Here is a 25,260-nt window from a genome sequence, read left to right as displayed (position 1 = left end):
AGACATGTTGCGTTGGTTGACTGCTGGTGAGTCGCACGGCCAGGCCCTCGTGGCGACCCTCGAAGGGCTGCCTGCCGGGGTCGAGGTGACGACCTCGGATGTCGCGGGTGCGCTCGCCCGTCGCCGTCTCGGCTACGGACGCGGTGCCCGGATGAAGTTCGAGCAGGACCAGGTGACCTTCCTCGGCGGAGTGCGCCACGGCAGCACCCTCGGCTCCCCGCTCGCCGTGATGATCGGCAACACCGAGTGGCCCAAGTGGGAGACGGTCATGAGCGCCGACCCCGTCGATGCCGCCGCCTTCGCCGCCTCCGACGACGTCAACGCGGAGAAGGAGATCGCCCGCAACCGGCCGCTGACCCGCCCCCGCCCCGGCCACGCCGACCTCGTCGGCATGCAGAAGTACGGCTTCGACGAGGCCCGTCCGGTGCTCGAGCGCGCCTCGGCCCGTGAGACCGCCGCCCGCGTGGCCCTCGGCGAGGTAACTGAGCGATTCCTCGAGCAGGCCTACGGGATCCGGCTCGTCGCGCACACCGTCGCGATCGGCGAAGGGGAGGCCCCCGCCGACGGTCCGCTGCCGACGCCCGACGACACCGCCACCCTCGACGCCAACCCCGTACGGGCGATGACCCGCGAGGGCACCGATGCGATGGTCGCCGAGATCGAGGCGGCCAAGAAGGACGGCGACACCCTCGGCGGTGTCGTCGAGGTCCTCGCCTACGGCCTGCCGCCGGGCCTGGGCAGCCACGTCCACTGGGACCGCCGCCTCGATGCGCGCCTGGCCGGTGCCCTCATGGGCATCCAGGCGATCAAGGGCGTCGAGGTCGGCGACGGCTTCACGACGGCCCGCCGTCGCGGCTCCGCCGCGCACGACGAGATGGAGCGTGACGGCGACGGCGTGATCCACCGCCGCACCGGTCGCGCCGGCGGTACCGAAGGGGGGATGAGCACCGGCGACGTGCTCCGCGTCCGCGCGGCGATGAAGCCGATCAGCACCGTCCCGCGTGCCCTGGAGACCGTCGACGTCACCGGCAGCGACCCGGCCACCGCGATTCACCAGCGCTCCGACGTGTGCGCCGTGCCGGCTGCGGGCGTCGTCGCCCAGGCGATGGTCGCGCTCGTGCTCGCCGAGGCCTGCGTCGAGAAGTTCGGCGGCGACTCGGTCGCCGAGACCGCGCGCAACCACCGGGCCTACCTCGACTCGATCCCGGAGCTCATGCGGACGTGGCAGGGGTGAGCGGGGCTCCCTTCGTCGTCGTCATCGGACCGCCCGGGGTCGGCAAGTCGACCGTGGCTGCCGAGGTCGCCGCCCGGCTGGGGCGACGGCTCGTCGACACCGACGCGCTCGTCGAGGAGCGTGAGGGGCGGACCATCTCCGACCTCTTCGTCGAGGAGGGGGAGGACTACTTCCGCGCCGCAGAGCGCCGCGCGGTGCTCGACGCCCTGCGCGAGGACGGTGTCGTGCTCGCGCTCGGCGGCGGAGCGCCGATGATCCCCGACGTGACCGCTGCGCTCGAGGGGCACCGCGTGCTCTTCCTCGACGTCGGCATCGCCGATGCCGCCAAGCGCATCGGCTTCGACAAGAGCCGACCGCTGCTGTCGGTCAACCCCCGCCAGAGCTGGATCAAGACGATGGAGGCGCGCCGCCCGACCTACGAGTCGCTGGCCGACCACCGCGTCGACACCGCCGGACGCGACGTGGAGGCCGTCGTCGCCGAGGCCCTGACCCTGCTCGAGGAGAGCGCATGAGTGACGTGACGACGATCAGCGTCGGTGAGGACTACGACGTCCTCGTCGGCCACGGGGTCTCCAGCCGGGTGGCCGAGCAGCTCCCAGAGGGTGTCGCCCGCGTGCTCGTGGTGCACGGCGCACCGCTGGCTGCGCTGGCCGAGCCGGTGATCAGCTCCCTGCGGGCGTCGGGACTCGAGGTCCACGTCGCCGCCGTGCCGGACGCCGAGGCGGCCAAGACCGTCGAGGTCGCAGCCGGCCTGTGGTCGACGATGGGCGTCGCGGGCTTCACGCGCAGCGATGCCGTCGTCGCCGTCGGCGGCGGCAGCGTCACCGACCTCGGTGGGTGGGCGGCCGCGGCCTGGCTGCGTGGCGTGGCGGTCGTCCACGTGCCGACGACGGTCCTGGGCATGGTCGACGCCGCCGTCGGTGGCAAGACCGGCATCAACACCGCCGAGGGCAAGAACCTCGTCGGGGCCTTCCACACGCCCCACGCGGTGCACTGCGACCTCGACCACCTGGCCACGCTGCCCCCGGCGGACCTGTCCGCGGGGCTGGCCGAGGTCGTCAAGGGTGGCTTCATCGCCGACCCGCGGATCCTCGAGATCGTCGAGGCCGACGAGTCCGGGGTGCAGGAGCCGGGCTCGGCCGCACTGCGTGAGGTCATCGAGCGCAAGATCGCCGTCAAGGCGCAGGTCGTCGCCGCGGACCTCAAGGAGTCGCACCTGCGCGAGATCCTCAACTACGGGCACACGCTCGGCCACGCCATCGAGCACCACGAGGGCTACCGGATGCGGCACGGCGAGGCCGTGGCGATCGGCATGGTCTTCGCCGCCGAGGTGGCCCACCGCACCGGACGCATCGACGCCGCGCTGCTCGAGCGGCACCGCTACGTGCTCGGGCTGCTCGGGCTGCCGACGACGTACTCCGGCGCGAGCTTCGACGAGCTGCTCGTCGCCCTGCGCCGCGACAAGAAGACCCGCGGCAGCACCCTGCGCTTCGTCGTGCTCGACGGGCTCGCCGAGCCGACCCGTCTCGAGGGGCCCGACGAGGGCCTGCTGCGGGAGGCGTACGCAGCCCTGGCCTGACCCCCTTCGGCTGACATTTCCCTAGGGAGATGCCGAGGGGAGTACGCATTTCCCTAGGGAAATGCGGTCGGGAGTGCGCATTTCCCTAGGGAGATGCGAAGGTGGAGATCAGGGGCGGGGGTCGAGCTCGGCGTCGTGGACGGTGATCGCGACCTGGACACGGTTGTCCGCCCCGAGCTTGTCGAGGATCCGACCGAGGTGCGCCTTGACGGTCGCGACGCTCAGGTAGAGCTCGCGCGAGATCTCGGCATTGGACATCCCCGCCCCCACTGCCTGCGCGACCTCGAGCTCCCGATCGGTGAGCGCAGCGAGTCGGTCGCGAGCGGCCTGACGGGCGGAGTCGTCGCCGGCCCGACGGGCGTCACGCACGGACGCCAGCACCCCGGCGGTGACGCTCGGCGAGAGGATCGACTGGCCGGCGGCCACGAGACGCACCGCCTCGACGATGCGGTCCGGGGGCGTGTCCTTGAGCAGGAAGCCGTCGGCCCCGTGCTGCAGGGCACGCATGACGTCGTCGTCAGCGTCGAAGGTCGTGAGGACCACGACCTTGCTCGGCGACCCGCTGCGGACCAGCGCGTCGGTCGCGGCCAGACCGTCCAGGCGGGGCATCCGGATGTCCATGAGGACGACGTCGGGGGAGTGCTCCGCGATGACCGACAGGGCCTGTCGACCGTCCTCGGCCTGCCCGACGACCGTGATCTCCGGGGCCGCCCCGAGGATCATCGACAACGCCGTGCGGACCATCGCGTCGTCGTCGACGAGGACGACGGAGATCGGGGCACTCATGCCGGCCACGGTAGCGACACGGCGAGGTGGTGGGTCCCGTCGCCCTGCCAGCCGTGCGTCAGACGTCCCCCGGCGAGCTCGACACGCTCGGTGAGGCCGAGCAGGCCGAGGCCGGAGGTCGGCGCGGACGAGCGGTGCCCCACGGCCCGCGGGTTGTCGACGGTGACGGCGAGCTGCTCGCCGGCCCGCCCGGAGAGCGTCACCGTCACCGCGGCCCCCGGCGCGTGCTTGCGGGCATTGGTCAGACCCTCCTGCACGACGCGGTAGACGGTCCGCCCCAGGGTCTCGGGCACGGCGGCCAGGTCGAGGCCGCCGTCGTCGAGGACGACCCGCGCACCGGCGGACCGGGCGTCGACGAGCAGCTCCGGCAGGTCGAGCAGGGTGTGCTGCGGACGAAGGGAGCCGCCCGCCTCCTCGTCGCGCAGGACCCCGAGCACCTCACGCAGGTCGGTGAGTGCGGCCCGGGCATTGGTGTCGATGGCGGTGACGGCCTCGCGCCGCTGCGCCTCGGGCAGGTCCTCGCGGTAGGTGAGCAGGCCCGAGTGCATGGTGATGAGCGAGATGCGGTGCGCGAGCACGTCGTGCATCTCGCGGGCGATCCGGGCGCGCTCCGCGGTCTGCGCCTGGGCGACCCGTGCGCTCTGCTCCGACTCGGCGGCGCGGGCGCGGTCCACCCAGGAGCGCACCAGGGCCCGACGGGAGCCGATCGAGTAGCCGACGGCGACGACCACGGCGATGACGAGCGCGTTGACCAGGGCCTCGCCCCACAGCGGCAGCGCCTCGGGGTCCGGGTAGACGACCCGGGTGCTGACGACCCCGGCGAGCACGGTCAGGGCGACGAGCGGGCCGATCTCGCGCCAGCGCTGGCGGGTCGCCAGGGAGACCATCGCGATCGTCTGGGCGCCGGCCGCGACCGTGGAGCCCGCCGACATGATCGTCGTCAGGGCCGTGGTGAGCACCGGCCACCGACGTCGGAGCGGCAGCAGGGCGGTCGCGACAAGACCGATGGCCGGGTCGACGAGGACCAACCACGCGGTGCGCAGCCCCTCGGGCAGGTCCTCGTCCGCGTCAGGGAACATCACGGCCACCGTGAAGATCCAGAAGGTGACGCCGAGCAGCAGCGCCGCCCCCATCCGCCACGTGGTGTCCCACCACGTGAGCCGGTCGGGGAGGCGTTCGTCGCGGGGTCGTCCACCAGTCACCGGGCCACGGTAGGCGCACGGGTGACCCGGCGGCATCCGTCCTCGGGCTGACGTCGTCGCCGCCACCCCCGACCAAAGGAGGAGGCACGGTCGAGACCCGCGGCCGATGCCCCCTTCGCGCCCCCGCAGCATCGTGGGAGTCATGATCACCGTGACCCACCTGACCAAGCGCTACGGCGACTTCACCGCCGTCGACGACATCTCCTTCACGGCCCGCCCGGGCAGCGTCACCGGCTTCCTCGGCCCCAACGGTGCGGGCAAGTCGACGGCGATGCGGATGATGACCGGTCTGACGCCTCCGACCTCCGGCGAGGCCCACGTCCTCGGCCGTCGATACGTCGACCTGCCCAACCCGGGTCGACACGTCGGCGTCAGGCTCGACGCCTCCGCCCAGCACCCCGGTCGGACGGGGCGCGAGGTGCTGACCCTGGCCGCCCGGACGATCGGGGTGGGCCCATCGGCCGTCGACGGGGGCCTCGCGGCCGTCGGCCTCACAGACAAGGAGGCCAGCCGGCGGGTGCGCGACTACTCGCTCGGCATGCGGCAGCGGCTCGGACTGGCGGCTGCGCTCATCGGAGACCCCGAGGTGCTCGTCCTCGACGAGCCGGCCAACGGCCTCGACCCGCAAGGCATCCACTGGATGCGGGGCCTGCTGCGCGGCTTCGCCGACCGCGGCGGTACGGTCCTGCTCTCCTCCCACCTGCTCTCCGAGGTGCAGATCGTCGCCGACGAGCTCGTCATCATCGGCAACGGCCGCATCGTCGCCGAGGGCACGGTCGAGCAGCTGCTGCAGCAGCAGGGCACCCGCGTGCGGTCGGTCGACGACGAGGCCCTGCTGGCCGTCCTGAGCCGGGCGGGCATCGACGTCACCATCACCCCGGCCGGCCTGCTCGCCCAGGCGAGCAGCGAGGCCGTCGGCCGCATCGCGCTCGACGCCCGGATCGTCCTCACCGACCTCGCCTCCGGCTCCGCCGGCGGCCTCGAGGATCTCTTCCTCACCCTGACCGCATCCGAGTCCCGAGAGGGGATTGCCGCATGAGCACCGCCACCGCACCCACCGAGTCCACGCAGGCCCCGACCCCAGCGCCCGTCGACGTCACCGGTGACCGGGTGCCCTTCACCCGGCTCGTCGGCATCGAGCTGCGCAAGATGGTCGACACCCGGGCAGGCATGTGGATGCTCGTCGTCATGGCGACCATCGGCTTCCTCATCGCCGGCGGTCTGGTCATCTGGGGCCAGGGCGGCGAGGATCACGCCTTCTCGACCTTCCTCGGCTTCATCTTCATGCCCATGGTCATGCTCCTGCCGATCATGGGCATCATGTCGGCGACCCAGGAGTGGAGCCAGCGGACGGGCCTGGCGACCTTCACCCTCGTGCCCCGGCGCGGCCGGGTCGTGGGCGCCAAGGTCACCGCCGCCGTCGCCCTCTGCCTCGTGCTGCTCCTCGCCGGCGCGCTCGCTGCATCTCTGGCCACGCTCGTCGCCGGCGGGGAGTTCACCCTCACCGGCCTCTCCCTGGCGGGCCTCGTGCTCGCGGCCGTGATCTACACCCTGCAGGGCGTCGCCTTCGGCGCGGCCCTGCTCAGCACGCCGATGGCGATCGTCGCCAGCCTGGCGCTGCCGACGGTCTGGACGATCCTCACGGCGATGATCCAGCGGATGCAGGACGTCGCCGCTTGGCTCGACCTCCAGCTCGTCACCGGGCCCCTGACCGAGGGGACGATGACGGGGGAGAACTGGGGCCATCTCGCCACCGCCACCGCCGTCTGGGTCGGTCTCCCGATGGCGATCGGGACCTACCGGATCCTCACCCGTGAGGTGAAGTGACGGGGAGGTCCTCGTCGTCCTCCGTGGGCGCGGTCTGCGACATGATCTCGATGATCGCGGCCGCGTCCTCGTCGGAGAGCGCACCCCACCCGGGCTCGTACTCGTAGATCTCGCCGAGGGGAGTGGCCTTGCGGTTGCCGAGGAGCAGCTCGACGTCGTCCACCGTGAGCAGACCGGGGTGCCAGACCCCGCAGGCCTCCGAGACCTTGAGCAGGTCACGGCGCAGGGTGCGGATGTAGTTGTCGACCCGGGAGGCCTTGAGCGTCGGGTCCAGGCCGCGCGAGAGCCAGGGGTTCTGCGTCGCCACGCCCGTGGGGCAGTGGTCGGTGTGGCACTTCTGCGCCTGGATGCAGCCCACCGCGAGCATCGCCTCCCGGGCGACGTGCACCATGTCGCACCCCAGGGCGAAGGCGACGAGCGCGTTTTCGGGCAGGCCGAGCTTGCCCGAGCCGACCCACGTCACGCGGTCGGTCAGCCCGGCCCGGGCGAAGACCGCGTAGACGCGGGTGAAGGCCAGTCGGAAGGGCATCGCGACGGCATCGCTGAAGACGAGGGGAGCCGCGCCCGTCCCCCCTTCGCCGCCGTCGATGACGATGAAGTCCACCCCGCGCTCGCCGTCGGCCATGGCGGCGGCGAGGTCCTCCCAGAAGTCCATGTCGCCGACGGCCGACTTGATGCCGACCGGCAGCCCGGTGGCATCGGCCACCATCTCGACGAAGTCGAGCATCGAGTCGACGTCGTGGAACTCGGTGTGACGTGACGGGCTGGCGCAGTCCACGCCCTGGGGGATGCCGCGGGTCTCGGCGATCTCGTCCGAGATCTTCGCCGCCGGGAGCATGCCACCGAGCCCCGGCTTGGCGCCCTGGCTCAGCTTGATCTCGATCGCGCGCACGGGTGCCGACGCCACGACCTCCTTGAGGATCTCGAGGTCGAAGTTGCCGTCCTCGTCACGGCAGCCGAAGTACGCGGTGCCGATCTGGAAGATCAGGTCGCCACCCTGCCGGTGGTGGGGGGAGAGCGAGCCCTCGCCCGTGCAGTGCATCGCGCCGGCCAGGCGGGCGCCATCGTTGAGCGCGTGGATCGCGTTGGCGGACAACGAGCCGAAGCTCATCCCCGAGATGTTGACGACCGACTGCGGGCGGAAGGCGTGCCGACGGCCGCGGGGCCCGCCGAGCACCTTGGCACTCGGCAGCGGGGTCTCCTCGCCGTGGTGGGTGCTCGTCGGTGCGGCGACGTCGGAAAAGGTGCGGTGCTTGAGGATCGGGTAGCCCTCGACCCGCTCGACGTCGTTGTCCGTGCCGAAGCCGACGTAGTTGTTCTCCATCTTCGACGACGCGTACACCCAGGCCCGCTGGTCGCGGCTGAAGGGCCGCTCCTCGTCGTTGCTCGTGACGATGTACTGGCGCAGCTCCGGCCCGATCCGCTCGAGCAGGTAGCGGGCATTGGCCACGACGGGGAAGTTGCGCTTGAGGGAGTGCTGCTTCTGCAGGAGGTCCCGGGCGGCGAGACCAGCGGTCCCGGCAGCGACGGCGGCGAGCAGGGCGGTGGACTTCATGTCCGCCATCCTGCCTCCTCCGGCACCGGTCTGCGAGGATGCGCAGCATGGCGATCGAGGGACGGCGACGACGCGGGATCGTGGGGCTCGCCGCACTGCTCGTCGTGGCAGTGGTGGCCACGGCGCTGCTCTGGCGGTCCCGGGGCGACGGCGACGAGCTGGTGACCGGGCCGTCGGGAGAGGCCTTCTACGAGACGACCGCCGAGCAGCTGGCCGCTGGCCGGCACGGCACGCTCATCTGGTCACGTCGCGTGGTCGACGGGCCGACGATCGGCGGGACGACCCACCTCGTCATGTACCGCTCCACCAGCGCGAAGGGAGAGCCCGTCGCCGTGTCCGGCGTGGTCTCCGTCCCCGAGGGCGAGCCCCCGACAGGCGGGTGGCCGGTCATCAGCTGGGGCCACGGGACGACCGGCACCGCAGACCGGTGCGCGCCCTCCCGGTCCCTCGTCGACGAGCAGACCGGCGTCTACGCGGCCTCGATGGACCAGGCGACGGCCGACCTCGTCGACGACGGCTTCGCCGTGGTGCGCACCGACTACGAAGGGCTGGGCACGCCCGGTCCGCACCCCTACCTCATGGGACAGTCCGCCGGGGCGGCGATGAGCGACATCGTGCTCGCGGCGCACGAGCTCACGCCGGACCTGTCCTCCCGCTGGGTCGCGATGGGGCACTCGCAGGGCGCGCAGGCGGCGATCTTCACCGCGCGCTTCACCGATGCCTACACGCCCGGTCTCGACCTCGTCGGCATCGTCGCCATCGCCCCGCCGAGCCAGCTCGGCGTCGTCGTCGAGATGGCCGACGGCGGGGCACCGGCAGGGACGTCGGCCGACGAGGCCGCAGCAGCCGAAGGGCAGGACGCGGGCTTCCTCGGCCCGCTCGTCGTGGCCGCAGCACGCACCGCCGACGTCCCGCTCGAGCAGGTCGTGAGCCCGCAGGGGCGGCGGCTGCTGCCCCAGCTGGAGCAGCGGTGCATCGCCGAGCTCTTCCGCGACGACTCCTTCGGCGGCATGCAGCTCACCGACTTCCTCCGGGAGGACGCCGACCTCTCCCGGATCCGGCGGACGGTCGGGACCAACGACGCGGCCGAGGTGCGGCCGCAGGTGCCGGTCCTCCTCGTCCACGGCGACCGGGACACGACCGTCCCGGTGCTCCTGAGCGACCGGCTCGCCGAGCAGTACGAGGAGCAGGGGGCCGACCTCGAGTACGAGCGGGTCACGGGGGCCGACCACATCTCGGTCCTCACCGAGGGGGAGGCGCGGGTGCGCGCGTGGGTGGATCGTGCCTTCGCCGGTTAGGATGCTGGGCGGCCCGCGCGCCCTCGGCGCAGCAGTGGCGGACACACCTGACGACGACGCGAAGGCGAGCACACCCGTGGCAACGACGAATGACCTCAAGAACGGCATGGTCCTCAACATCGACGGCCAGCTCTGGAGCGTCGTGGAGTTCCAGCACGTCAAGCCCGGCAAGGGCCCGGCCTTCGTGCGGACCAAGCTGAAGAACGTCACGAGCGGCAAGACCGTCGACAAGACCTTCAACGCCGGCACCAAGGTCGAGGTGTCCAACGTCGACAAGCGCACGATGCAGTACCTGTACAACGACGGCACCGACTTCGTCTTCATGGACCCCGAGACCTACGACCAGATCCCGGTCACCCCGGAGGTGGTCGGCGACGCCGCGAAGTACATGCTCGAGAACCAGGAGGCGGTCATCGCCCGCAACGAGGGCAATGTCCTCTACGTCGAGTTGCCGGCGTCGGTGGTCCTCGAGATCACCTACACCGAGCCCGGCCTGCAGGGGGACCGCTCGACCGGTGGCACCAAGCCGGCCACCCTCGAGACCGGTGCCGAGATCTCCGTCCCGCTCTTCCTCGAGCAGGGCACGAAGGTCAAGGTCGACACCCGTGACGGCTCCTACCTCGGTCGAGTGAGCTGAGTGGGGGCACGCACCAAGGCCCGCCGCCGCGCCGTCGACCTGCTCTTCGAGGCCGAGTCTCGTGGTCTCAACGCAGGTGACCTTGCGAGCGAGCGGGCCGAGCGACCGGTCACCCCGGCACCGCTCAACGAGTACACGATCACCGCGGTCCGCGGCGTCGTGGCCCACTGGACCGACATCAACGACGCGTTGACGACGTACAGCCAGGGCTGGAGCCTGGACCGCATGCCCGACGTCGATCGGGCGATCCTGCGCCTCGGTGCGTGGGAGATCCTCTACAGCGAGGACGTCCCCGACGAGGTCGCGGTCAGCGAGGCCGTCGTCCTCGCGACCGAGCTCAGCACGGACGAGTCGCCGAAGTTCGTCAACGGACTGCTCGCGCGCCTCGTCGAGGTCAAGCCCACCCTCGTGTGAGGAGACACATGAGCACCGAGCACGAGGCGACAGAGCCGACGGCCGACGCGACCCCGGACGCACCGCTCGACCGCGGGGTCGTCATCGGCGAGGGGCTGACGACCCTCGCCCGCTGGTCCTGGCGCCTGCTCCTCGTCGCCGGTGCGAGCGTCGTCCTGTGGTGGCTGCTGGCCAAGTTGTGGGTGGGGGTCTTCCCGATCCTCCTCGCGCTCATCGTCGCCACCGTCCTGTGGCCCCCGACCCGCTGGCTGCGCTCGAAGGGCGTGCCCGACGCCCTGGCTGCGGCCCTGGTGATCGTCGGCTCGCTCGCCATCGTCTTCGGGGTGCTCGGCGCGATCGCCCCCTCGCTCGTCAGCCAGTCGGGTGACCTCGCGCAGCAGGCCAGCGAGGGCCTGACCGAGCTGCAGGAGCGGGCGGCCGAGCCGCCCTTCAACATCGACAACGCGACGATCGACGACGCGGTCGGCAAGGCGACGACCTGGCTGCAGGAGCAGAGCGGGCAGATCGCCACCGGCGCTCTCGCCGGTGCCTCGGCCGTCGGCTCGGGCCTGGTGACCCTCGTGCTCGTGCTCATCCTCGTCTTCTTCTTCATCAAGGACGGGCCGCAGTTTCTCCCCTTCGTCCGGCGGGTCGCCGGGGAGCGCGCCGGCGGCCACCTCACCGAGGTGGCCACGCGCTCGTGGAACACGCTCGGCGGGTTCATCCGGACCCAGGCCCTCGTCTCGGCGGTGGACGCCGTGATCATCGGCATCGGTCTGGCCTTCCTCGGGGTGCCGCTCGCCTTCGCGCTGGCGATCCTCACCTTCTTCGGCGGGTTCATCCCGATCGTCGGTGCCTTCGCCGTGGGCTTCCTGTCCGTGCTCGTCGCACTCGTGGCCCTGGGTCCGGTCAAGGCACTCTTCGTCCTCATCCTCATCGTGGCCGTGCAGCAGCTCGAGGGCAACTTCCTCCAGCCCTTCCTCCAGGGCCGCTCGATGCAGCTGCACGCGGGCGTCATCCTGCTCGCCGTCGCGGTGGGCAGCACGCTCTTCGGCATCGTCGGTGCCTTCCTCGCGGTGCCGGTGGCCGCGGTCGCCGCGGTCGTCCTGCGCTACGTCAGCGAGCAGATCAACCTCCGGGCGGGCCTGGTCTCCGCAGACGAGGTCGAGAGTGAGTCGGCCGAAGGTGATCGGGTCGCCACGGAGGCGGAGGACGAGGCGCCGGCGACGTCGTGACCGCCGTGCCCGTCCGACCGGCCGTCAGCGTCATCCCGCTGCGTGATGGGCCGGCAGGTCCTGAGGTCTTCGTCCAGCACCGCCAGCCGACGATGGACTTCGCCGCCGGCGCCGTCGTCTTCCCCGGCGGGCGGTGCGATCCCGGCGACGTGGCGAAGGGAGCGGCCCTCGCCGTGTCGGACGCGATCCTCGTCGACCACGTCCACCGGTGGCGGCACCTGCCCGTCGCGCAGGACCGGCAGGCCGATGCCCGCACGCTTCTGGCCACCGGGCTGCGTGAGCTGGCCGAGGAGACCGGGCTGGTCGCCGACCCGGAGCTGCTGCTGCCGTGGGACCGCTGGGTCACCCCGGAGGGCTCGCCCAAGAGGTTCGACGTCTCCTTCTTCGTCCTCCCCGTGCCGCGTGAGCACGCGCGGCAGCCCACACACCTGACGACCGAGGCCGTCGGCTCCGAGTGGACCGCGATCCACTCCCTGCTCGACGCCGGAGAGTCCGGCGACCTCTGGCTGATGACGCCCACGCGGGTCATCCTGCGCGAGCTGCTCGACCTCGGGACGGTCGCCGAGGTGGTCCGACGGCGCCCGGTCATCACCGGTGTCCGCGACGACCGCCCGTCCGCGCGGCCGCGAGCATCCGACCCGGTGTGACCCACTGGCACGAACTGGACGACGGGCCGGCCCACACGTGGTGCGTGGACCGGCCCGTCGCGTCGAGAGCGATGTCTCAGAAGGCGGGGAGCACCTCGCCGTTGGGCCAGGTCTCCTCGATGTACTTCTTGACCTCCGGGGAGTGGAGCAGCTCGTCGAGCTTCTCCAGCCCGGCGTTGTCCTTGTTGGACGCCTGCACGGCGAGGAAGTTGGCGTAGGGGCTGTCCTTGCCGTCCTCGACCGCGAGCGCGTCCTTGGTCGACAGGTCGGCCTCGATCGCGTAGTTGCCGTTGATGACGGCGGCGTCGAGGTCCTGGAGGGAGCGCGCCAGCTGGGCCGCGTCGGTCTCCTTGAACTTCAGCTTCTTGGGGTTGTCGTCGACGTCGAAGATCGTCGCGTTGGTGGCGTCCTTGCCCTCCTTGAGCGTGATGACGTCGTTGTCGGCGAGCAGCTGCAGCGCCCGGCCCTGGTTGGACGGGTCGTTGTTGATCCCAATGGTGCCGCCCTGGGGCAGGTCCTTGAGGTCCTTGACCTTGTCGGAGTACAGCGCGAAGGGCTCGATGTGGATGCCCTCGTAGTGCGCGAAGTCGTAGCCGCGGTCCTCCACCTGCTCCTCGTAGTAGGGGAGGTGCTGGTAGTAGTTCGCGTCGAGGGTGCCCTCGGAGAGCTGGACGTTGGGCTGGACGTAGTCGTCGAAGGTCTTGATCTCGAGGTCGAGCTTGGCGTCTGGCGCCAGCTCCTTGTCGACGTACTCGAGGATCTTGGCGTGCGGGGTCGGCGAGGCGCCGACGGTGATCTTGGTGACGCCGGAGTCGTCGGGGGCGGGGCCCTCCGCGTCGCCCTTCGTCAGACCGCAGGCCGTGAGGCCCAGGGCGGAGACGGTGATGAGGGCGACGGCGCGGGCCGTGGTGCGGGCGGTGGACATGAGTTCCTCTCGGTGGTGGCCGGTGGGCCGGGGTCTGCAGGGGAGGGCGAAGGGGGTGGAGTCAGCGTCGGTCGAGGCGGCGGGCGACGAGGTCGCCGACGACCTGGACGACGGTGACGATGACGACGAGCAGCGCCACGCAGACGATCATCACGTCGGACTCGAAGCGGTTGTAGCCGTAGCTCATGGCGACGGCACCGAGGCCGCCGCCGCCGACGGCACCGGCCATCGCGGTGTAGCCGATGAGCGCGATGACGGTGGTCGTGAGGCCGGCGACGAGTCCGGAGCGGGCCTCGGGCAGCAGCACCTTGCGGGTGATCTCGGAGCGGGTGGCGCCCATCATCGTCACGGCCTCGACCTTGCCGCCGGGGACCTCGCGCAGCGAGGTCTCGACGAGCCGGGCATAGAAGGGGATCGCGCCGACGGTGAGCGGGACGACGGCCGCCTGCCAGCCGATCGATGTCCCGACGACGAGCCGGGTGAAGGGAATGATGGCGATCATCAGGATGAGGAAGGGCAGCGAGCGCCCGAGGTTGACGACAGCACCGACGACGCGGTGGACCACCGCGTTGGGCGCGGTGCCGCCGGGGGAACTCGTGAAGAGCAGCACCCCGAGCGGGATCCCGATGAGCGCGGTGAGCGCGCTCGCGACGCCGGTCATCGCCAGGGTCTCCCAGATGGCGGTGGGCACGGCCTGCCGGATGATCTCGTTGTCGAGGTAGCGTCCCTCGCCGACGAGGCTGGTGAGGGCGCTCATGCGGCCACCTCCGGGGAGAGGTGGGCGGCCTCGAGGAGGCGCACGGCCTCGTCGGTACGGGCCGGGTCGACCTCGAGCTGGATCCGGCCGACGCGCCGCCCGCCGATGGTCTCGAGGGTGGCGGCCGCGACCTCGGCGGAGACGCCCCCGTCACGCAGCAGGGCGAGGACCCCGTCGACGCTCGTCGTGCCGGAGCGGACGTCGCCGAGGGCGACCTCGACGTAGCCGCCGTCGTGCTCGAGGGGGAGCGGGGGCAGGGGGATGAGGTCGCGGTGCAGCTGCCCACGGGCATCGGTGACGACGGCGCCGATGGCGCCGGTCTCGACGACGCGGCCGTCAGCGAGCAGGCTCACGGTGTCGCAGACCTCACGGACCACGGACGGCTCGTGGGTGATGATGACGACCGTGATGCCGAGGCGGTCGCGCAGGTCGCGCAGGAGGCCGAGGATCTGGCGCGTCGTGCCGGCGTCCAGGGCGGAGGTCGGCTCGTCGCACAGGAGGATGTCGGGGCGGGTCGCCAGGGCGCGAGCGATGCCGACGCGCTGCTGCTGTCCGCCGGAGAGCTGCGCCGGGTGGTTGTTGGCGCGGTCGGTGAGGCCGACGAGCTCGAGCAGCTCGGCGACCCTGGCCTGCCGGTCGGCCTCGGACCAGCCGGCGATCTCGAGCGGCAGGGCGATGTTGGCCGCGGCCGACCGCGAGTCGAGCAGATTGGCGTGCTGGAAGACCATGCCGAAGCGACGCCGCACGGCGCGCAGCTCGTCCCCGACGAGCGCAGGGATGTCGGTGCCGTCGAGGTCGACGACGCCGGCGGTCGGGTGCTCGAGGCCGGTGAGGCACCGGATGAGCGTCGACTTGCCGGCGCCGGAGCGGCCGACGATGCCGTGGATCGAGCCGCGCGCGATCGACAGGGTGATGTCGTCGAGCGCGACCACCGGTCCGCGGGGAGTGCTGAACTCCTTGCGCAGGCCCGTGAGCTGGAGCAGGGGTGTCTCGGTCACGAGGAACATAATAGGAAGTTATGTTTCACATAACCAAAACCGAGATGTCGCCTTCCGGTGAGCGTCGAGGTGAGACGGGTTCGGGAGGGCGCGGCCCAGACGGTAGGCTCTGGCCCGATCGACATCCTTTAACCGCTGTCCAGTGAGGCAGAGAAGGAGGTCTTGAGACACCCATGTGTCCGGACACGCCCCCAGAGGCCAGCCCCCCCGCCCGCGAGGTGATGAGCGCCGCCGACGTCGCGCGCGGCCTGCGCCGCATCGCCCACGAGATCGTCGAGCGCAACAAGGGGGCCCGGGACGTCGTCCTGCTCGGCATCCCCAGTCGCGGCGTCGAGCTCGCCCAGCGCCTCGCCGCCCAGATCAGTGAGATCGAAGGGGGAGCCGTCCCCGTCGGGTCCCTCGACGTGACGATGTACCGCGACGACCTGCGTGGTCGCCCCACCCGGGCCCCGCAGCAGACGCAGTTCCCCGCCTCCGGCGTCGACGACAAGATCGTCGTGCTCGTCGACGACGTCCTGTACTCGGGCCGCACCGTCCGGGCCGCCCTCGACGCCCTCTCCGACTACGGCCGGCCGCGCTCCGTGCGCCTGGCGGTCCTCGTCGACCGTGGGCACCGCGAGCTCCCGATCCGCGCCGACCACGTCGGCAAGAATCTGCCGACGTCGCAGACCGAGCGGGTCACCGTGCGCCTGTCCGGCCACGACGATGTCGCGGACTCCGTCACGATCTCCGGGGGTGAGCAGCGATGACCCGCCACCTGCTCTCCGTCGCCGACCTCGACGACACCGCCCTGCGCACCGTGCTCGACACGGCCGCCGAGATGCACGACGTGCAGCGCCGCGAGGTCAAGAAGATCCCGACCCTGCGGGGCCGGACGGTCATCAACCTCTTCTTCGAGGACTCCACCCGCACCCGCAGCTCCTTCGAGATCGCGGGCAAGTGGATGAGCGCCGACACGATCAACATCACCGGCAAGGGGTCGTCGACGTCGAAGGGCGAGTCCCTCCGAGACACCGTGCGCACCATCGCGGCCATGGGGGTCGACGCCATCGTCATGCGCCACCAGGCCTCTGGTGCGGCCCACCAGGTCGCCGGCTGGTTCGACGAGTCGGGCGTGCGCACGAGCGTGGTCAACGCCGGTGACGGCACGCACGAGCACCCGACGCAGGCCCTGCTCGACGCCTACACCCTCGAGCGCCGCCTCGGTTCGCTCGAGGGCAAGCGGGTCGCGATCGTCGGGGACGTGACCCACAGCCGGGTCTTCCGCTCCAACGTCCTCTCGCTGCCGCGCCTGGGCGCCGAGGTCACCGTCGTCGCGCCGCCGACGCTCATGCCGAGCGGCGCGAGCGCCTGGGCGAGCGCCGACGGCTTCACCCTGGGCGACGACCTCGACGAGGTCATCGACTCGGGTGTCGACGCGCTGATGATGCTGCGCGTGCAGCGCGAGCGCATGGCGGGCGGCTACTTCCCCACGGCTCGTGAGTACACCGTCGGCTACGGCCTGACCCGCGACCGCCTCGCCGCGCTCACCGCGGCCAACCCCGAGGCCGTCATCTGCCACCCCGGGCCGATGAACCGCGGCCTGGAGATCGCCGCCGACGCCGCCGACGCGGCGAGCAGCCTCGTCCTCGACCAGGTGAGCGCCGGTGTCGCCGTGCGGATGAGCGTCCTCTACCACTTGCTGGCCTCCGGCCTGCCCGACGAAGGGGGGCAGGCATGAGCGACCTGCTGATCACCGGCGCATCCCTGCTCGGTGGCGAGTCCACCGACGTCCTCGTCCGGGACGGCGTCATCGCCGCCGTCGGGGCAGAGGCCACCGCGGGGGAGAGCACCCAGCGCATCGACGCCGACGGGCTGGCCCTCCTGCCGGGGCTCGTCGACCTGCACACGCACCTGCGCGAGCCCGGTCGCGAGGACGCGGAGACGGTGCGGACCGGGTCCGCGGCCGCCGCGGCCGGCGGCTTCACCGCCGTCCTCGCCATGGCCAACACCAGCCCGGTCACCGACACCGCCGAGGCCGCCGAGCGCGTACTCGACCTCGGGGTCGCCGCCGGGCACTGCGACGTCCAGCCGATCGGGTCCGTGACCAAGGGCCTCGACGGGGCCGAGCTCGCCGAGCTGGGGCTCATGCACCGCTCGCGGGCCCGGGTCCGCGTCTTCTCCGACGACGGCCGCTGCGTCCACGACGCCCGCGTCATGCGGCGCGCGCTCGAGTACGTGCGGGCCTTCGACGGCGTCGTGTCCCAGCACGCGCAGGACCCCGCCCTGGCCGGGCCGGCCGCCTGCTGCCACGAGGGCGAGCTGAGTGGCCGCCTCGGCCTCACCGGGTGGCCGGCCGTCGCCGAGTCGAGCATCATTGCCCGCGACGCGGAGCTGGCGCTGCACACCGGCTCGCGCGTCCACGTCGCCCACGTCTCGACCGCCGAGGGCGTCGAGGCCGTGCGCTGGGCCAAGCGACGCGGCGCGCGCATCACCGCAGAGGTCACGCCGCACCACCTCGTCCTGACGACGGACCTGCTCCGCGGGTACGACCCGGTCTACAAGGTCAACCCGCCGCTGCGCCCCGCCGAGGACGTCGAGGCGCTGCGCGAGGCCTTGGCCGACGGCACGATCGACGCGGTCGCGACCGACCACGCACCGCACGCCCGGCACGACAAGGAGCACGCCTTCCCCGACGCGGCCTTCGGCATGCTCGGGCTCGAGACCGCCTTCGCCGTCGTCCACGACGTCATGGTGACGAGCGGCCGGATCGACCTGGCGACGCTCGCCGAGCGGATGTCCCACGCGCCAGCCCGCATCGCCGGGCTCGCCGACCACGGTCGCGCGATCGAGGTGGGCGCCCCGGCCAACCTCGTCCTCGTCGACACCAGCGAGCGGGTCACCGTCGACCCGGCCACCTCGCACTCCCTGTCCCGCAACACCCCCTTCGCCGGGCACACCCTCACCGGGCGTGTCCGCACGACGATCCTGCGCGGCCGCGTCACGGCCGCCGACGGAGAGGTCAACCTGTGAGCACCAGCAGCACCAGTCCAGCGGTCCTCGTCCTCGAGGACGGTCGCACCTTCACCGGTACCGCCTACGGCGCGACCGGCGAGACGGTCGGCGAGGCCGTCTTCTCCACCGGCATGACCGGCTACCAGGAGACCCTCACCGACCCGAGCTACCGCGGGCAGGTCGTCGCCATGACGGCCCCGCACATCGGCAACACCGGGTGGAACGACGAGGACGACGAGTCCACGCGCATCCACGTCGCCGGCTTCGTCCTGCGCGACCCCGCGCTGCGCCCGAGCAACTGGCGCTCGCAGCGCTCGCTCGAGGAGGAACTCGTCGCCCAGGGCATCGTCAGCATCGCCGGCATCGACACCCGGGCGCTGACGCGCCACCTGCGCGAGCGCGGCGCCATGCGCGTCGGCATCTTCTCCGGCGACGCTATCGGTGACGAGGCCAGCCGACTCGAGCGGGTGCGCTCCGCCCCCGAGATGGCCGGCTCGGCCCTCGCCGCCTCGGTGAGCACGAGCGAGCCCTACGTCGTCGCGGCGAAGGGGGAGCAGCGCTTCACCGTCGCCGCGATCGACCTCGGGATCAAGACGATGACCCCGGCCCGCCTCGCCGAGCGCGGCATCGAGGTGCACGTCCTGCCGGCCACTGCCACGTGGGAGCAGGTGCAGGCCGTCTCGCCCGACGGGCTCTTCTTCTCCAACGGCCCCGGTGACCCCGCGACGGCCGGCGACCAGGTCGCCCTGCTGCAGGAGGCGCTGCGGGCCGGGCTGCCGTACTTCGGCATCTGCTTCGGCAACCAGCTCTTCGGCCGGGCCCTCGGCTTCGGCACGTACAAGCTCAAGTACGGCCACCGCGGCATCAACCAGCCGGTGCTCGACCGCTCGACCGGCAAGGTCGAGGTCACGGCGCACAACCACGGCTTCGCCGTGGACGCCCCCCTCGACGAGGCGACGCAGACCCCCTTCGGCACGGCCTCCGTCAGCCACGTCTGCCTCAACGACGACGTCGTCGAGGGTCTGGAGCTGCGCGACGGCGACGGTGACGACGCCCGCCTGCTCGGCTTCTCCGTCCAGTACCACCCCGAGGCCGCGGCCGGACCGCACGACGCCGCCTACCTCTTCGACCGTTTCACCGACCTGCTGGCCACCGCCGGCACCAAGGAGGCCCGGGCCTGATGCCCAAGCGCGACGACATCAAGAGCGTTCTCGTCATCGGCTCCGGGCCGATCGTCATCGGTCAGGCCTGCGAGTTCGACTACTCCGGCACCCAGGCCTGCCGCGTCCTGCGCGAGGAGGGCGTGCGCGTCATCCTCGTCAACTCCAACCCGGCGACGATCATGACCGACCCGGAGTTCGCCGACGCGACGTACATCGAGCCGATCACCCCCGAGGTGGTCGAAAAGATCATCGAGCGCGAGCGCCCCGACGCCGTGCTCGCCACCCTCGGTGGCCAGACCGCACTCAACACCGCGATCTCGCTCCACGAGGCCGGCGTGCTCGACAGGTACGGCTGCCCCCTCATCGGCGCGAGCGTCGAGGCCATCGAGCTCGGCGAGGACCGCGAGCGCTTCAAGGGCGTCGTCGAGCGCTGCGGCGCCGAGTCCGCCCGGTCGGTCATCTGCCACACGATGGACGAGTGCCTCGCCGCGGCAGAGGACCTCAGCTACCCGGTGGTCGTGCGCCCCTCCTTCACCATGGGTGGGCTCGGCTCGGGCTTCGCCTACGACGAGACCGACCTGCGGCGCATCGCCGGCGCGGGGCTCCAGTACAGCCCGACGACCGAGGTGCTCCTCGAGGAGTCGATCCTCGGCTGGAAGGAGTACGAGCTCGAGGTCATGCGCGACAACGCAGACAATGTCGTCGTCGTCTGCTCGATCGAAAACTTCGACCCCGTCGGCGTGCACACCGGTGACTCGATCACCGTCGCCCCCGCGCTGACCCTCACCGACCGCGAGTACCAGCGGATGCGTGACGTCGGCATCGCCGTCATCCGCGAGGTCGGCGTCGAGACCGGCGGCTGCAACATCCAGTTCGCCATCAACCCGGACGACGGTCGGATGATCGTCATCGAGATGAACCCGCGCGTCTCGCGCTCGTCGGCCCTCGCCTCCAAGGCCACTGGCTTCCCGATCGCCAAGATCGCCGCCAAGATGGCCATCGGCTACACCCTCGACGAGGTCCCCAACGACATCACCGAGGAGACTCCGGCGGCCTTCGAGCCCACGCTCGACTACGTCGTCGTCAAGGTGCCGCGCTTCGCCTTCGAGAAGTTCCCGGCCGCCGACCCGACCCTCACGACGACGATGAAGTCCGTCGGCGAGGCGATGGCCATCGGCCGCAACTTCACCGAGGCGCTGCAGAAGGCGCTGCGTTCCGCCGAGCGCAGTGGCGCCGCCTTCCACTGGGACGGCGACCAGCCCACCCTCGAGGAGGGACGCGCCCTGCTCGACGCCGCCCGCACGCCCACGGACGGTCGCATCGTCCAGGTGCAGCAGGCGATGCGCGCGGGGCTGTCGGTCGAGGAGGTCTTCGAGGCGACGAAGATCGACCCTTGGTACCTCGACCAGATGGAGCTGATCAACGACGTGGCCCAGCAGGTCCACGATGCGGAGGAGCTGGGCCCGCAGGTGCTGCGCCTGGCCAAGCGGCACGGCTTCTCGGACGCCCAGATCGCCCGGCTGCGGCGCATGGACGAGGCCGTCGTGCGCGGGGTGCGGCACGCCCTCGGGGTGCGCCCGGTCTACAAGACGGTCGACACCTGCGCGGCCGAGTTCGCCGCCCGCACGCCCTACCACTACAGCTCCTACGACGAGGAGACCGAGGTCGAGCCGCGTGAGCGGGAGGCCGTCATCATCCTCGGCTCCGGGCCCAACCGCATCGGCCAGGGCGTCGAGTTCGACTACTCGTGCGTGCACGCGAGCTTCGCCCTGCGCGACGCCGGCTACGACACCGTCATGGTCAACTGCAACCCCGAGACGGTCTCGACCGACTACGACACGAGCAGCCGGCTCTACTTCGAGCCGCTGACCCTCGAGGACGCCCTCGAGGTCATCCACGCCGAGACCCAGGCGGGCCCGGTTGCCGGCGTCATCGTGCAGCTCGGCGGGCAGACGCCGCTCGGCCTCGCCGACCAGCTCAAGGCAGCCGGAGTGCCGATCGTCGGCACCTCGCCCGAGGCCATCGACCTCGCCGAGGACCGCGGCCACTTCGGTCGGGTCCTCCACGAGGCGGGGCTCAACGCGCCCAAGCACGGCACCGCCTTCAGCGCGGACGAGGCCGTCGAGATCGCCCGCGAGATCGGCTACCCGGTCCTCGTCCGCCCGTCGTACGTCCTCGGCGGCCGCGGCATGGAGATCGTCTACGACGACGCGACGCTCTCGGAGTACGTGACCCGGGCGGCGATCGCGAGCCCGGAGCACCCGATCCTCGTCGACCGCTTCCTCGACGACGCCATCGAGATCGACGTCGACGCGCTCTACGACGGCACCGAGATGTACCTCGGCGGGATCATGGAGCACATCGAGGAGGCCGGCATCCACTCCGGCGACTCCAGCTGCACCCTGCCCCCGGCCACGCTCGGCACCTCGGAGCTGCAGCGCGTGCGCGAGGCGACCCTCGCCCTCGCGCAGGGCATCGGCGTGCGGGGCCTGATGAACGTCCAGTTCGCCCTCGCCCAGGACGTCCTCTACGTCCTCGAGGCCAACCCGCGCGCCTCGCGGACCGTCCCCTTCGTCGCCAAGGCCACGGGCGTCCCGCTCGCCAAGGCCGCGGCCCGCGTCATGCTCGGTGCGACCATCGCCGAGCTCAAGGACGAGGGCATGCTGCCGCGGGAGGCCGACGGCGGCTCGATGCCGGCCCACGCGCCGATGTCGGTCAAGGAGGCGGTCCTGCCCTTCAAGCGCTTCCGCACGACGGAGGGCGACGTCGTCGACTCCCTGCTCGGCCCGGAGATGCGCTCCACCGGTGAGGTCATGGGCATCGACGCCGACTTCGGCGCCGCCTTCGCCAAGAGTCAGCTCGGCTCCCTCTCCAGCGGTCTGCCGACGAGCGGCAACGTCTTCGTGTCGGTCGCCAACCGGGACAAGCGGGCGATGATCTTCCCGATCAAGCGCCTCGCCGACCTCGGCTTCACGATCCTCGCGACCCAGGGCACCGCCGACGTGCTGCGGCGCAATGCCGTCGAGTGCGAGGTCGTCACCAAGCACTCCGAGAAGGCCGAAGGGGAGCGCAGCGTCGTCGACATGATCCTCGCCGGGGAGGTCGACGTCGTCTTCAACACCCCGTCCGGTCAGCACGCTCGTGCCGATGGCTATGCCATCCGCGCGGCGACGACGGCCATGGACAAGCCCATCGTCACGACCGTGCAGCAGCTCGGTGCCGCGGTGCAGGCGATCGAGGCGCGCCTCCATGGCGAGCTGCGCGTCAAGCCGCTCCAGGAGCACGCCCGCGACCTCGACCTCTACGGGGTCGGCCGGTGACAGCGCGGGCCGTCGCCGCCCGTGAGGGGGCCGGCGTCGTCCAGGTCGACGCCGAGGTCCTCGGCAACTCCGCTGCGGGAGCCTACCGGCACCTGACCCTCGTCACCCCGGGCCTGCCCGAGATCGCCCGGCCGGGGCAGTTCGTCGCCCTCTCCGTCGGTGACGGCACGAGCTCGATGCTCCTGCGCCGCAGCTTCTCGATCCACCGGGTGAGCCCCGCCGGCACCTACGGGGCGACGACGGAGATCGTCGTGGCGGCTCACGGGCCCGGCACGCGGGCCATCACCGCGCTGCAGCCGGGCGAGACGGTGAGCGTCGTCGGCCCGCTCGGGCGCGGCTTCCCGCTCCCTTCGCAGCCGGTGCCGTGCATCCTCGTCGGCGGTGGTTACGGCTCCGCGCCGCTCTTCTGGCTCGCCGAGCAGCTGCGTGAGCGCGGCTGCTCCGTCGAGATCGTCCTCGGCGCGGCGTCGGCCGACCGGCTCTACGGCGTCGTCGAGGCGCGGCGAGTCGCCGACGGGGTGACCATCACGACCGATGACGGCTCCGCCGGGACCCGGGGCTGGGTCTCCGACGTGCTGCCCGACCTCATCGCCCGCACCGGTGCCGGCGTGCTCTACGGCTGCGGCCCGATGGGCATGCTGCGCTCGATGAGCGCCATCGCGGCCGACCACGGCATCGTCGCCCAGGTCGCGGTCGAGGAGGCCATGGCCTGCGGTGTCGGCATCTGCATGACCTGCGTCATGCCCGTGGCCGACGCCCACGGCACGACGAAGATGGTCCGCAGCTGCCTCGAGGGCCCCGTCTTCCGCGGTGACCGGGTGCGCTGGGAGGCCTTCGAGGACGGCCTGTGCCGGGTACCGGCCGACGCCGTCGGAGCGCCGCAGGAGGCCCGCCGATGACCGACATGTCCGTCGACCTCGCCGGGGTACGGCTGCCCAACCCGATGATGACCGCGAGCGGCTGCGCCGCCAACGGTCGCGAGATGCACCGTTTCATCGACGTCGCCCAGCTCGGGGCCTTCGTCACCAAGTCGGTCAAGGCCCAGCCGGTCTCGGGCCGCGGTACGCCGCGCATGGCCGAGACGCCATCGGGGATGCTCAACTCGATCGGTCTGCAGGGTCCCGGCGTGCAGGCCTTCGTCGAGGAGGACCTCGCCTGGCTCGACTCGATCGGTGCCCGGGTCGTCGTCTCGATCGCCGGCAACACCGCCTCCGAGTTCGCCAGCGTCGCGCGCACCATCGTCCGTAGCCGGTACGCCAGCGCGGTGGCGGCCATAGAGGTCAACATCTCCTGCCCCAACGTCGCCAACCGTGGACTGGTCTTCGCCTGCGACCCGGCGAGCTCGCACAAGGTGATGACCCTCGTGCGCGAGGAGGTCCCGCGGGGCCTGCCGATGCTCGCCAAGCTCAGCCCCGACGTCACCGACATCGTCGAGATCGCCGACACCGTCCTCAAGGCTGGCGCCCACGGGCTGACGATGATCAACACGACACTGGGCGTGGCCATCGACATCGACCGCCTGCGACCGCACCTCATCGCCGCGACCGGCGGGCTCTCCGGCCCGGCCGTGCGACCCATGGCGGTGCGCGCCGTGTGGCAGGTGGCCGGTGCCATGCGCGTCGGCCGGATCAGGACCGCGCCGATCGTCGGGGTCGGGGGAGTGCGGCACGGACGCGACGCCCTCGAGCTCGTCGCCGCCGGGGCCAGCGCGATCCAGGTCGGCACGGCGGCCTTCAACGACCCAACGGCACCCGAGCGCGTCGGGCGCGAGCTCGAGCAGCTCATCGCCGAGCGCGGCTTCGACCGCCTGGCCGACGTCGTCGGCATCGCTCACGAGAGGTTCACGCCATGACCGAGCAGACCTTCGGCACCCGCCTGCAGGCAGCGATGGCGCACCACGGCCCACTCTGCGCAGGGATCGACCCGCACCGGGCACTCGTCGAGTCCTGGGGTCTGACCTACGACCTCGCCGGGGTCGAGCGCTTCACGATGACCTGCGTCGAGGCCTTCGGGGGGGCGGTGGCCGCGGTCAAGCCGCAGTCCGCCTTCTTCGAGGTCTTCGGGGCGCCCGGTGTGGCCGTCCTCGAGCGTGCCCTCGCCGACCTGCGGGAGGCCGGCACCCTCACCGTCCTCGACGTCAAGCGCGGCGACATCGGCACGACCGTCGACGCCTACGGCGAGGCCTTCGTCGGCACGCACGCCCCGGCCCCGGCCGACGCGATCACGCTCAGCCCCTACCTCGGGTACGGCTCGCTGCGACCGGCCCTCGACCTCGCCGCGCAGACCGGCCGTGGCGTCTTCGTCCTCGCCCTCACCTCCAACCCCGAGGGGGCGCAGGTCCAGCACGCCCGGCTCGCCGACGGACGCTCCGTCGCCGGCGCGATCGCCGACGACGCGGCTGCCGACAACGCGGACGCCCGCTCGCGCGGCGAGCTCGGCAGCGTCGGCCTGGTCGTCGGCGCGACCGTGGGGTCCGCGGTGCGCGACCTCGGCGTCGACCTGCCCGCGATGGCCGGGCCGGTCCTCGCCCCGGGGCTCGGGGCCCAGGGGGCCACGGCCGAGGACGTCCGTACGGTCTTCGCCGGCGCCCTGCCCCAGGTGCTCGCGAGCAGCAGCCGCGACGTCCTGCGCGCTGGACCCGACGTCGCGTCGCTGCGTGCCGGTGCCCGTGAGGTCGCCGAGCAGGTGGCCGCCATCACCACGGCGTGAG

Annotated in this window: 24 protein-coding genes; 18 read left to right on the top strand and 6 right to left on the bottom strand. The window is 71.8% G+C overall.

What is annotated here, in order from left to right; translation table 11 throughout:
- The first annotated feature begins 4 nt into the window (after positions 1 to 4).
- The 3 genes from aroC to aroB are packed head-to-tail and all read left to right on the top strand — an operon-like array spanning position 5 to position 2,813.
- Positions 5 to 1,234: a chorismate synthase gene (aroC, locus tag AB4Y78_RS06490; RefSeq protein ID WP_441715082.1), complete on the top strand. Its 1,230-nt coding sequence runs from the start codon at positions 5 to 7 to the stop codon at positions 1,232 to 1,234.
- The gene (locus AB4Y78_RS06485) at positions 1,231 to 1,746 is read left to right on the top strand and encodes a shikimate kinase (RefSeq protein ID WP_441715080.1); all 516 of its coding nucleotides are present in this window, start codon (positions 1,231 to 1,233) and stop codon (positions 1,744 to 1,746) included. The genes aroC and AB4Y78_RS06485 overlap by 4 nt, the downstream gene beginning before the upstream one ends.
- Positions 1,743 to 2,813: a 3-dehydroquinate synthase gene (aroB, locus tag AB4Y78_RS06480; protein WP_259909408.1), complete on the top strand. Its 1,071-nt coding sequence runs from the start codon at positions 1,743 to 1,745 to the stop codon at positions 2,811 to 2,813. Before AB4Y78_RS06485 ends, aroB begins: the two co-directional genes overlap by 4 nt.
- A 108-nt stretch (positions 2,814 to 2,921) precedes the next feature.
- Here aroB and AB4Y78_RS06475 read toward each other — a convergent pair whose 3' ends face one another.
- Positions 2,922 to 3,599 (bottom strand): response regulator, encoded by a 678-nt coding sequence (locus AB4Y78_RS06475; protein ID WP_259909409.1) that lies wholly within the window; start codon positions 3,597 to 3,599, stop codon positions 2,922 to 2,924.
- Positions 3,596 to 4,801 (bottom strand): sensor histidine kinase, encoded by a 1,206-nt coding sequence (locus AB4Y78_RS06470; protein WP_387356189.1) that lies wholly within the window; start codon positions 4,799 to 4,801, stop codon positions 3,596 to 3,598. Before AB4Y78_RS06470 ends, AB4Y78_RS06475 begins: the two co-directional genes overlap by 4 nt.
- A 142-nt stretch (positions 4,802 to 4,943) precedes the next feature.
- Here AB4Y78_RS06470 and AB4Y78_RS06465 point away from each other — a divergent pair, with 142 nt between their 5' ends.
- Together AB4Y78_RS06465 and AB4Y78_RS06460 are read left to right on the top strand one after the other, a co-directional pair.
- Positions 4,944 to 5,840: an ABC transporter ATP-binding protein gene (locus AB4Y78_RS06465; RefSeq protein WP_259909411.1), complete on the top strand. Its 897-nt coding sequence runs from the start codon at positions 4,944 to 4,946 to the stop codon at positions 5,838 to 5,840.
- Positions 5,837 to 6,628 carry an ABC transporter permease gene (locus AB4Y78_RS06460; protein ID WP_306512384.1) on the top strand — a complete coding sequence of 264 codons (792 nt, stop codon included), beginning with the start codon at positions 5,837 to 5,839 and terminating at the stop codon, positions 6,626 to 6,628. The genes AB4Y78_RS06465 and AB4Y78_RS06460 overlap by 4 nt, the downstream gene beginning before the upstream one ends.
- Here the strand turns inward: AB4Y78_RS06460 and AB4Y78_RS06455 are convergent.
- Entirely contained in the window at positions 6,609 to 8,183 is a 1,575-nt protein-coding gene (locus AB4Y78_RS06455; RefSeq protein ID WP_441715077.1) for an FMN-binding glutamate synthase family protein, read from the bottom strand. The two genes, AB4Y78_RS06460 and AB4Y78_RS06455, sit on opposite strands and share 20 nt — an antisense overlap.
- A gap of 47 nt (positions 8,184 to 8,230) precedes the next feature.
- On the opposite strand from AB4Y78_RS06455, the gene AB4Y78_RS06450 reads away from it, so the two are divergent.
- The 5 genes from AB4Y78_RS06450 (at position 8,231) to AB4Y78_RS06430 (ending at position 12,393) form a co-directional block, all read left to right on the top strand.
- Positions 8,231 to 9,481: an alpha/beta fold hydrolase gene (locus AB4Y78_RS06450; RefSeq protein WP_441736968.1), complete on the top strand. Its 1,251-nt coding sequence runs from the start codon at positions 8,231 to 8,233 to the stop codon at positions 9,479 to 9,481.
- 76 nt (positions 9,482 to 9,557) lie between these two features.
- A complete protein-coding gene (gene efp / locus AB4Y78_RS06445) occupies positions 9,558 to 10,118 on the top strand; it encodes an elongation factor P (RefSeq protein WP_007928277.1) in 561 nt (186 codons plus the stop codon).
- The gene (nusB, locus tag AB4Y78_RS06440; protein WP_007928278.1) at positions 10,119 to 10,532 is read left to right on the top strand and encodes a transcription antitermination factor NusB; all 414 of its coding nucleotides are present in this window, start codon (positions 10,119 to 10,121) and stop codon (positions 10,530 to 10,532) included.
- An 8-nt stretch (positions 10,533 to 10,540) separates the two neighbouring features.
- On the top strand, positions 10,541 to 11,746 hold the full coding sequence (locus AB4Y78_RS06435) for an AI-2E family transporter (protein WP_441715074.1): 1,206 nt from the start codon (positions 10,541 to 10,543) through the stop codon (positions 11,744 to 11,746).
- 5 nt (positions 11,747 to 11,751) lie between these two features.
- Positions 11,752 to 12,393 (top strand): NUDIX hydrolase, encoded by a 642-nt coding sequence (locus AB4Y78_RS06430; RefSeq protein WP_441736965.1) that lies wholly within the window; start codon positions 11,752 to 11,754, stop codon positions 12,391 to 12,393.
- Between the two features lie 76 nt (positions 12,394 to 12,469).
- Here AB4Y78_RS06430 and AB4Y78_RS06425 read toward each other — a convergent pair whose 3' ends face one another.
- From AB4Y78_RS06425 to AB4Y78_RS06415, 3 genes are all read right to left on the bottom strand, one after another.
- A complete protein-coding gene (locus tag AB4Y78_RS06425; RefSeq protein ID WP_007928281.1) occupies positions 12,470 to 13,318 on the bottom strand; it encodes a MetQ/NlpA family ABC transporter substrate-binding protein in 849 nt (282 codons plus the stop codon).
- A 61-nt stretch (positions 13,319 to 13,379) separates the two neighbouring features.
- The gene (locus AB4Y78_RS06420; RefSeq protein ID WP_007928282.1) at positions 13,380 to 14,075 is read right to left on the bottom strand and encodes a methionine ABC transporter permease; all 696 of its coding nucleotides are present in this window, start codon (positions 14,073 to 14,075) and stop codon (positions 13,380 to 13,382) included.
- Positions 14,072 to 15,082: a methionine ABC transporter ATP-binding protein gene (locus tag AB4Y78_RS06415; RefSeq protein WP_441715070.1), complete on the bottom strand. Its 1,011-nt coding sequence runs from the start codon at positions 15,080 to 15,082 to the stop codon at positions 14,072 to 14,074. The genes AB4Y78_RS06420 and AB4Y78_RS06415 overlap by 4 nt, the downstream gene beginning before the upstream one ends.
- 164 nt (positions 15,083 to 15,246) lie before the next feature.
- On the opposite strand from AB4Y78_RS06415, the gene pyrR reads away from it, so the two are divergent.
- The 8 genes from pyrR to pyrF are packed head-to-tail and all read left to right on the top strand — an operon-like array spanning position 15,247 to position 25,259.
- Positions 15,247 to 15,822 carry a bifunctional pyr operon transcriptional regulator/uracil phosphoribosyltransferase PyrR gene (gene pyrR, locus AB4Y78_RS06410; protein ID WP_051988019.1) on the top strand — a complete coding sequence of 192 codons (576 nt, stop codon included), beginning with the start codon at positions 15,247 to 15,249 and terminating at the stop codon, positions 15,820 to 15,822.
- On the top strand, positions 15,819 to 16,793 hold the full coding sequence (locus AB4Y78_RS06405) for an aspartate carbamoyltransferase catalytic subunit (RefSeq protein ID WP_007928286.1): 975 nt from the start codon (positions 15,819 to 15,821) through the stop codon (positions 16,791 to 16,793). Before pyrR ends, AB4Y78_RS06405 begins: the two co-directional genes overlap by 4 nt.
- The gene (locus AB4Y78_RS06400; RefSeq protein WP_007928288.1) at positions 16,790 to 18,085 is read left to right on the top strand and encodes a dihydroorotase; all 1,296 of its coding nucleotides are present in this window, start codon (positions 16,790 to 16,792) and stop codon (positions 18,083 to 18,085) included. Before AB4Y78_RS06405 ends, AB4Y78_RS06400 begins: the two co-directional genes overlap by 4 nt.
- Complete coding sequence (carA, locus tag AB4Y78_RS06395; protein ID WP_306512366.1) at positions 18,082 to 19,248, top strand: glutamine-hydrolyzing carbamoyl-phosphate synthase small subunit; 1,167 nt, start codon at positions 18,082 to 18,084, stop codon at positions 19,246 to 19,248. Before AB4Y78_RS06400 ends, carA begins: the two co-directional genes overlap by 4 nt.
- Complete coding sequence (gene carB / locus AB4Y78_RS06390; protein WP_007928290.1) at positions 19,248 to 22,550, top strand: carbamoyl-phosphate synthase large subunit; 3,303 nt, start codon at positions 19,248 to 19,250, stop codon at positions 22,548 to 22,550. The genes carA and carB overlap by 1 nt, the downstream gene beginning before the upstream one ends.
- Positions 22,547 to 23,449 carry a dihydroorotate dehydrogenase electron transfer subunit gene (locus AB4Y78_RS06385; protein WP_265229560.1) on the top strand — a complete coding sequence of 301 codons (903 nt, stop codon included), beginning with the start codon at positions 22,547 to 22,549 and terminating at the stop codon, positions 23,447 to 23,449. Before carB ends, AB4Y78_RS06385 begins: the two co-directional genes overlap by 4 nt.
- Positions 23,446 to 24,402: a dihydroorotate dehydrogenase gene (locus AB4Y78_RS06380; protein WP_441714777.1), complete on the top strand. Its 957-nt coding sequence runs from the start codon at positions 23,446 to 23,448 to the stop codon at positions 24,400 to 24,402. Before AB4Y78_RS06385 ends, AB4Y78_RS06380 begins: the two co-directional genes overlap by 4 nt.
- Positions 24,399 to 25,259 (top strand): orotidine-5'-phosphate decarboxylase, encoded by an 861-nt coding sequence (gene pyrF / locus AB4Y78_RS06375; protein WP_387356170.1) that lies wholly within the window; start codon positions 24,399 to 24,401, stop codon positions 25,257 to 25,259. The genes AB4Y78_RS06380 and pyrF overlap by 4 nt, the downstream gene beginning before the upstream one ends.
- Position 25,260 lies beyond the last annotated feature (1 nt).

The organism is Janibacter sp. RAF52 (genome assembly GCF_052114035.1).
Taxonomy (GTDB): domain Bacteria; phylum Actinomycetota; class Actinomycetes; order Actinomycetales; family Dermatophilaceae; genus Janibacter; species Janibacter hoylei.
This window is presented reverse-complemented; position numbering and strand designations above follow the sequence as displayed.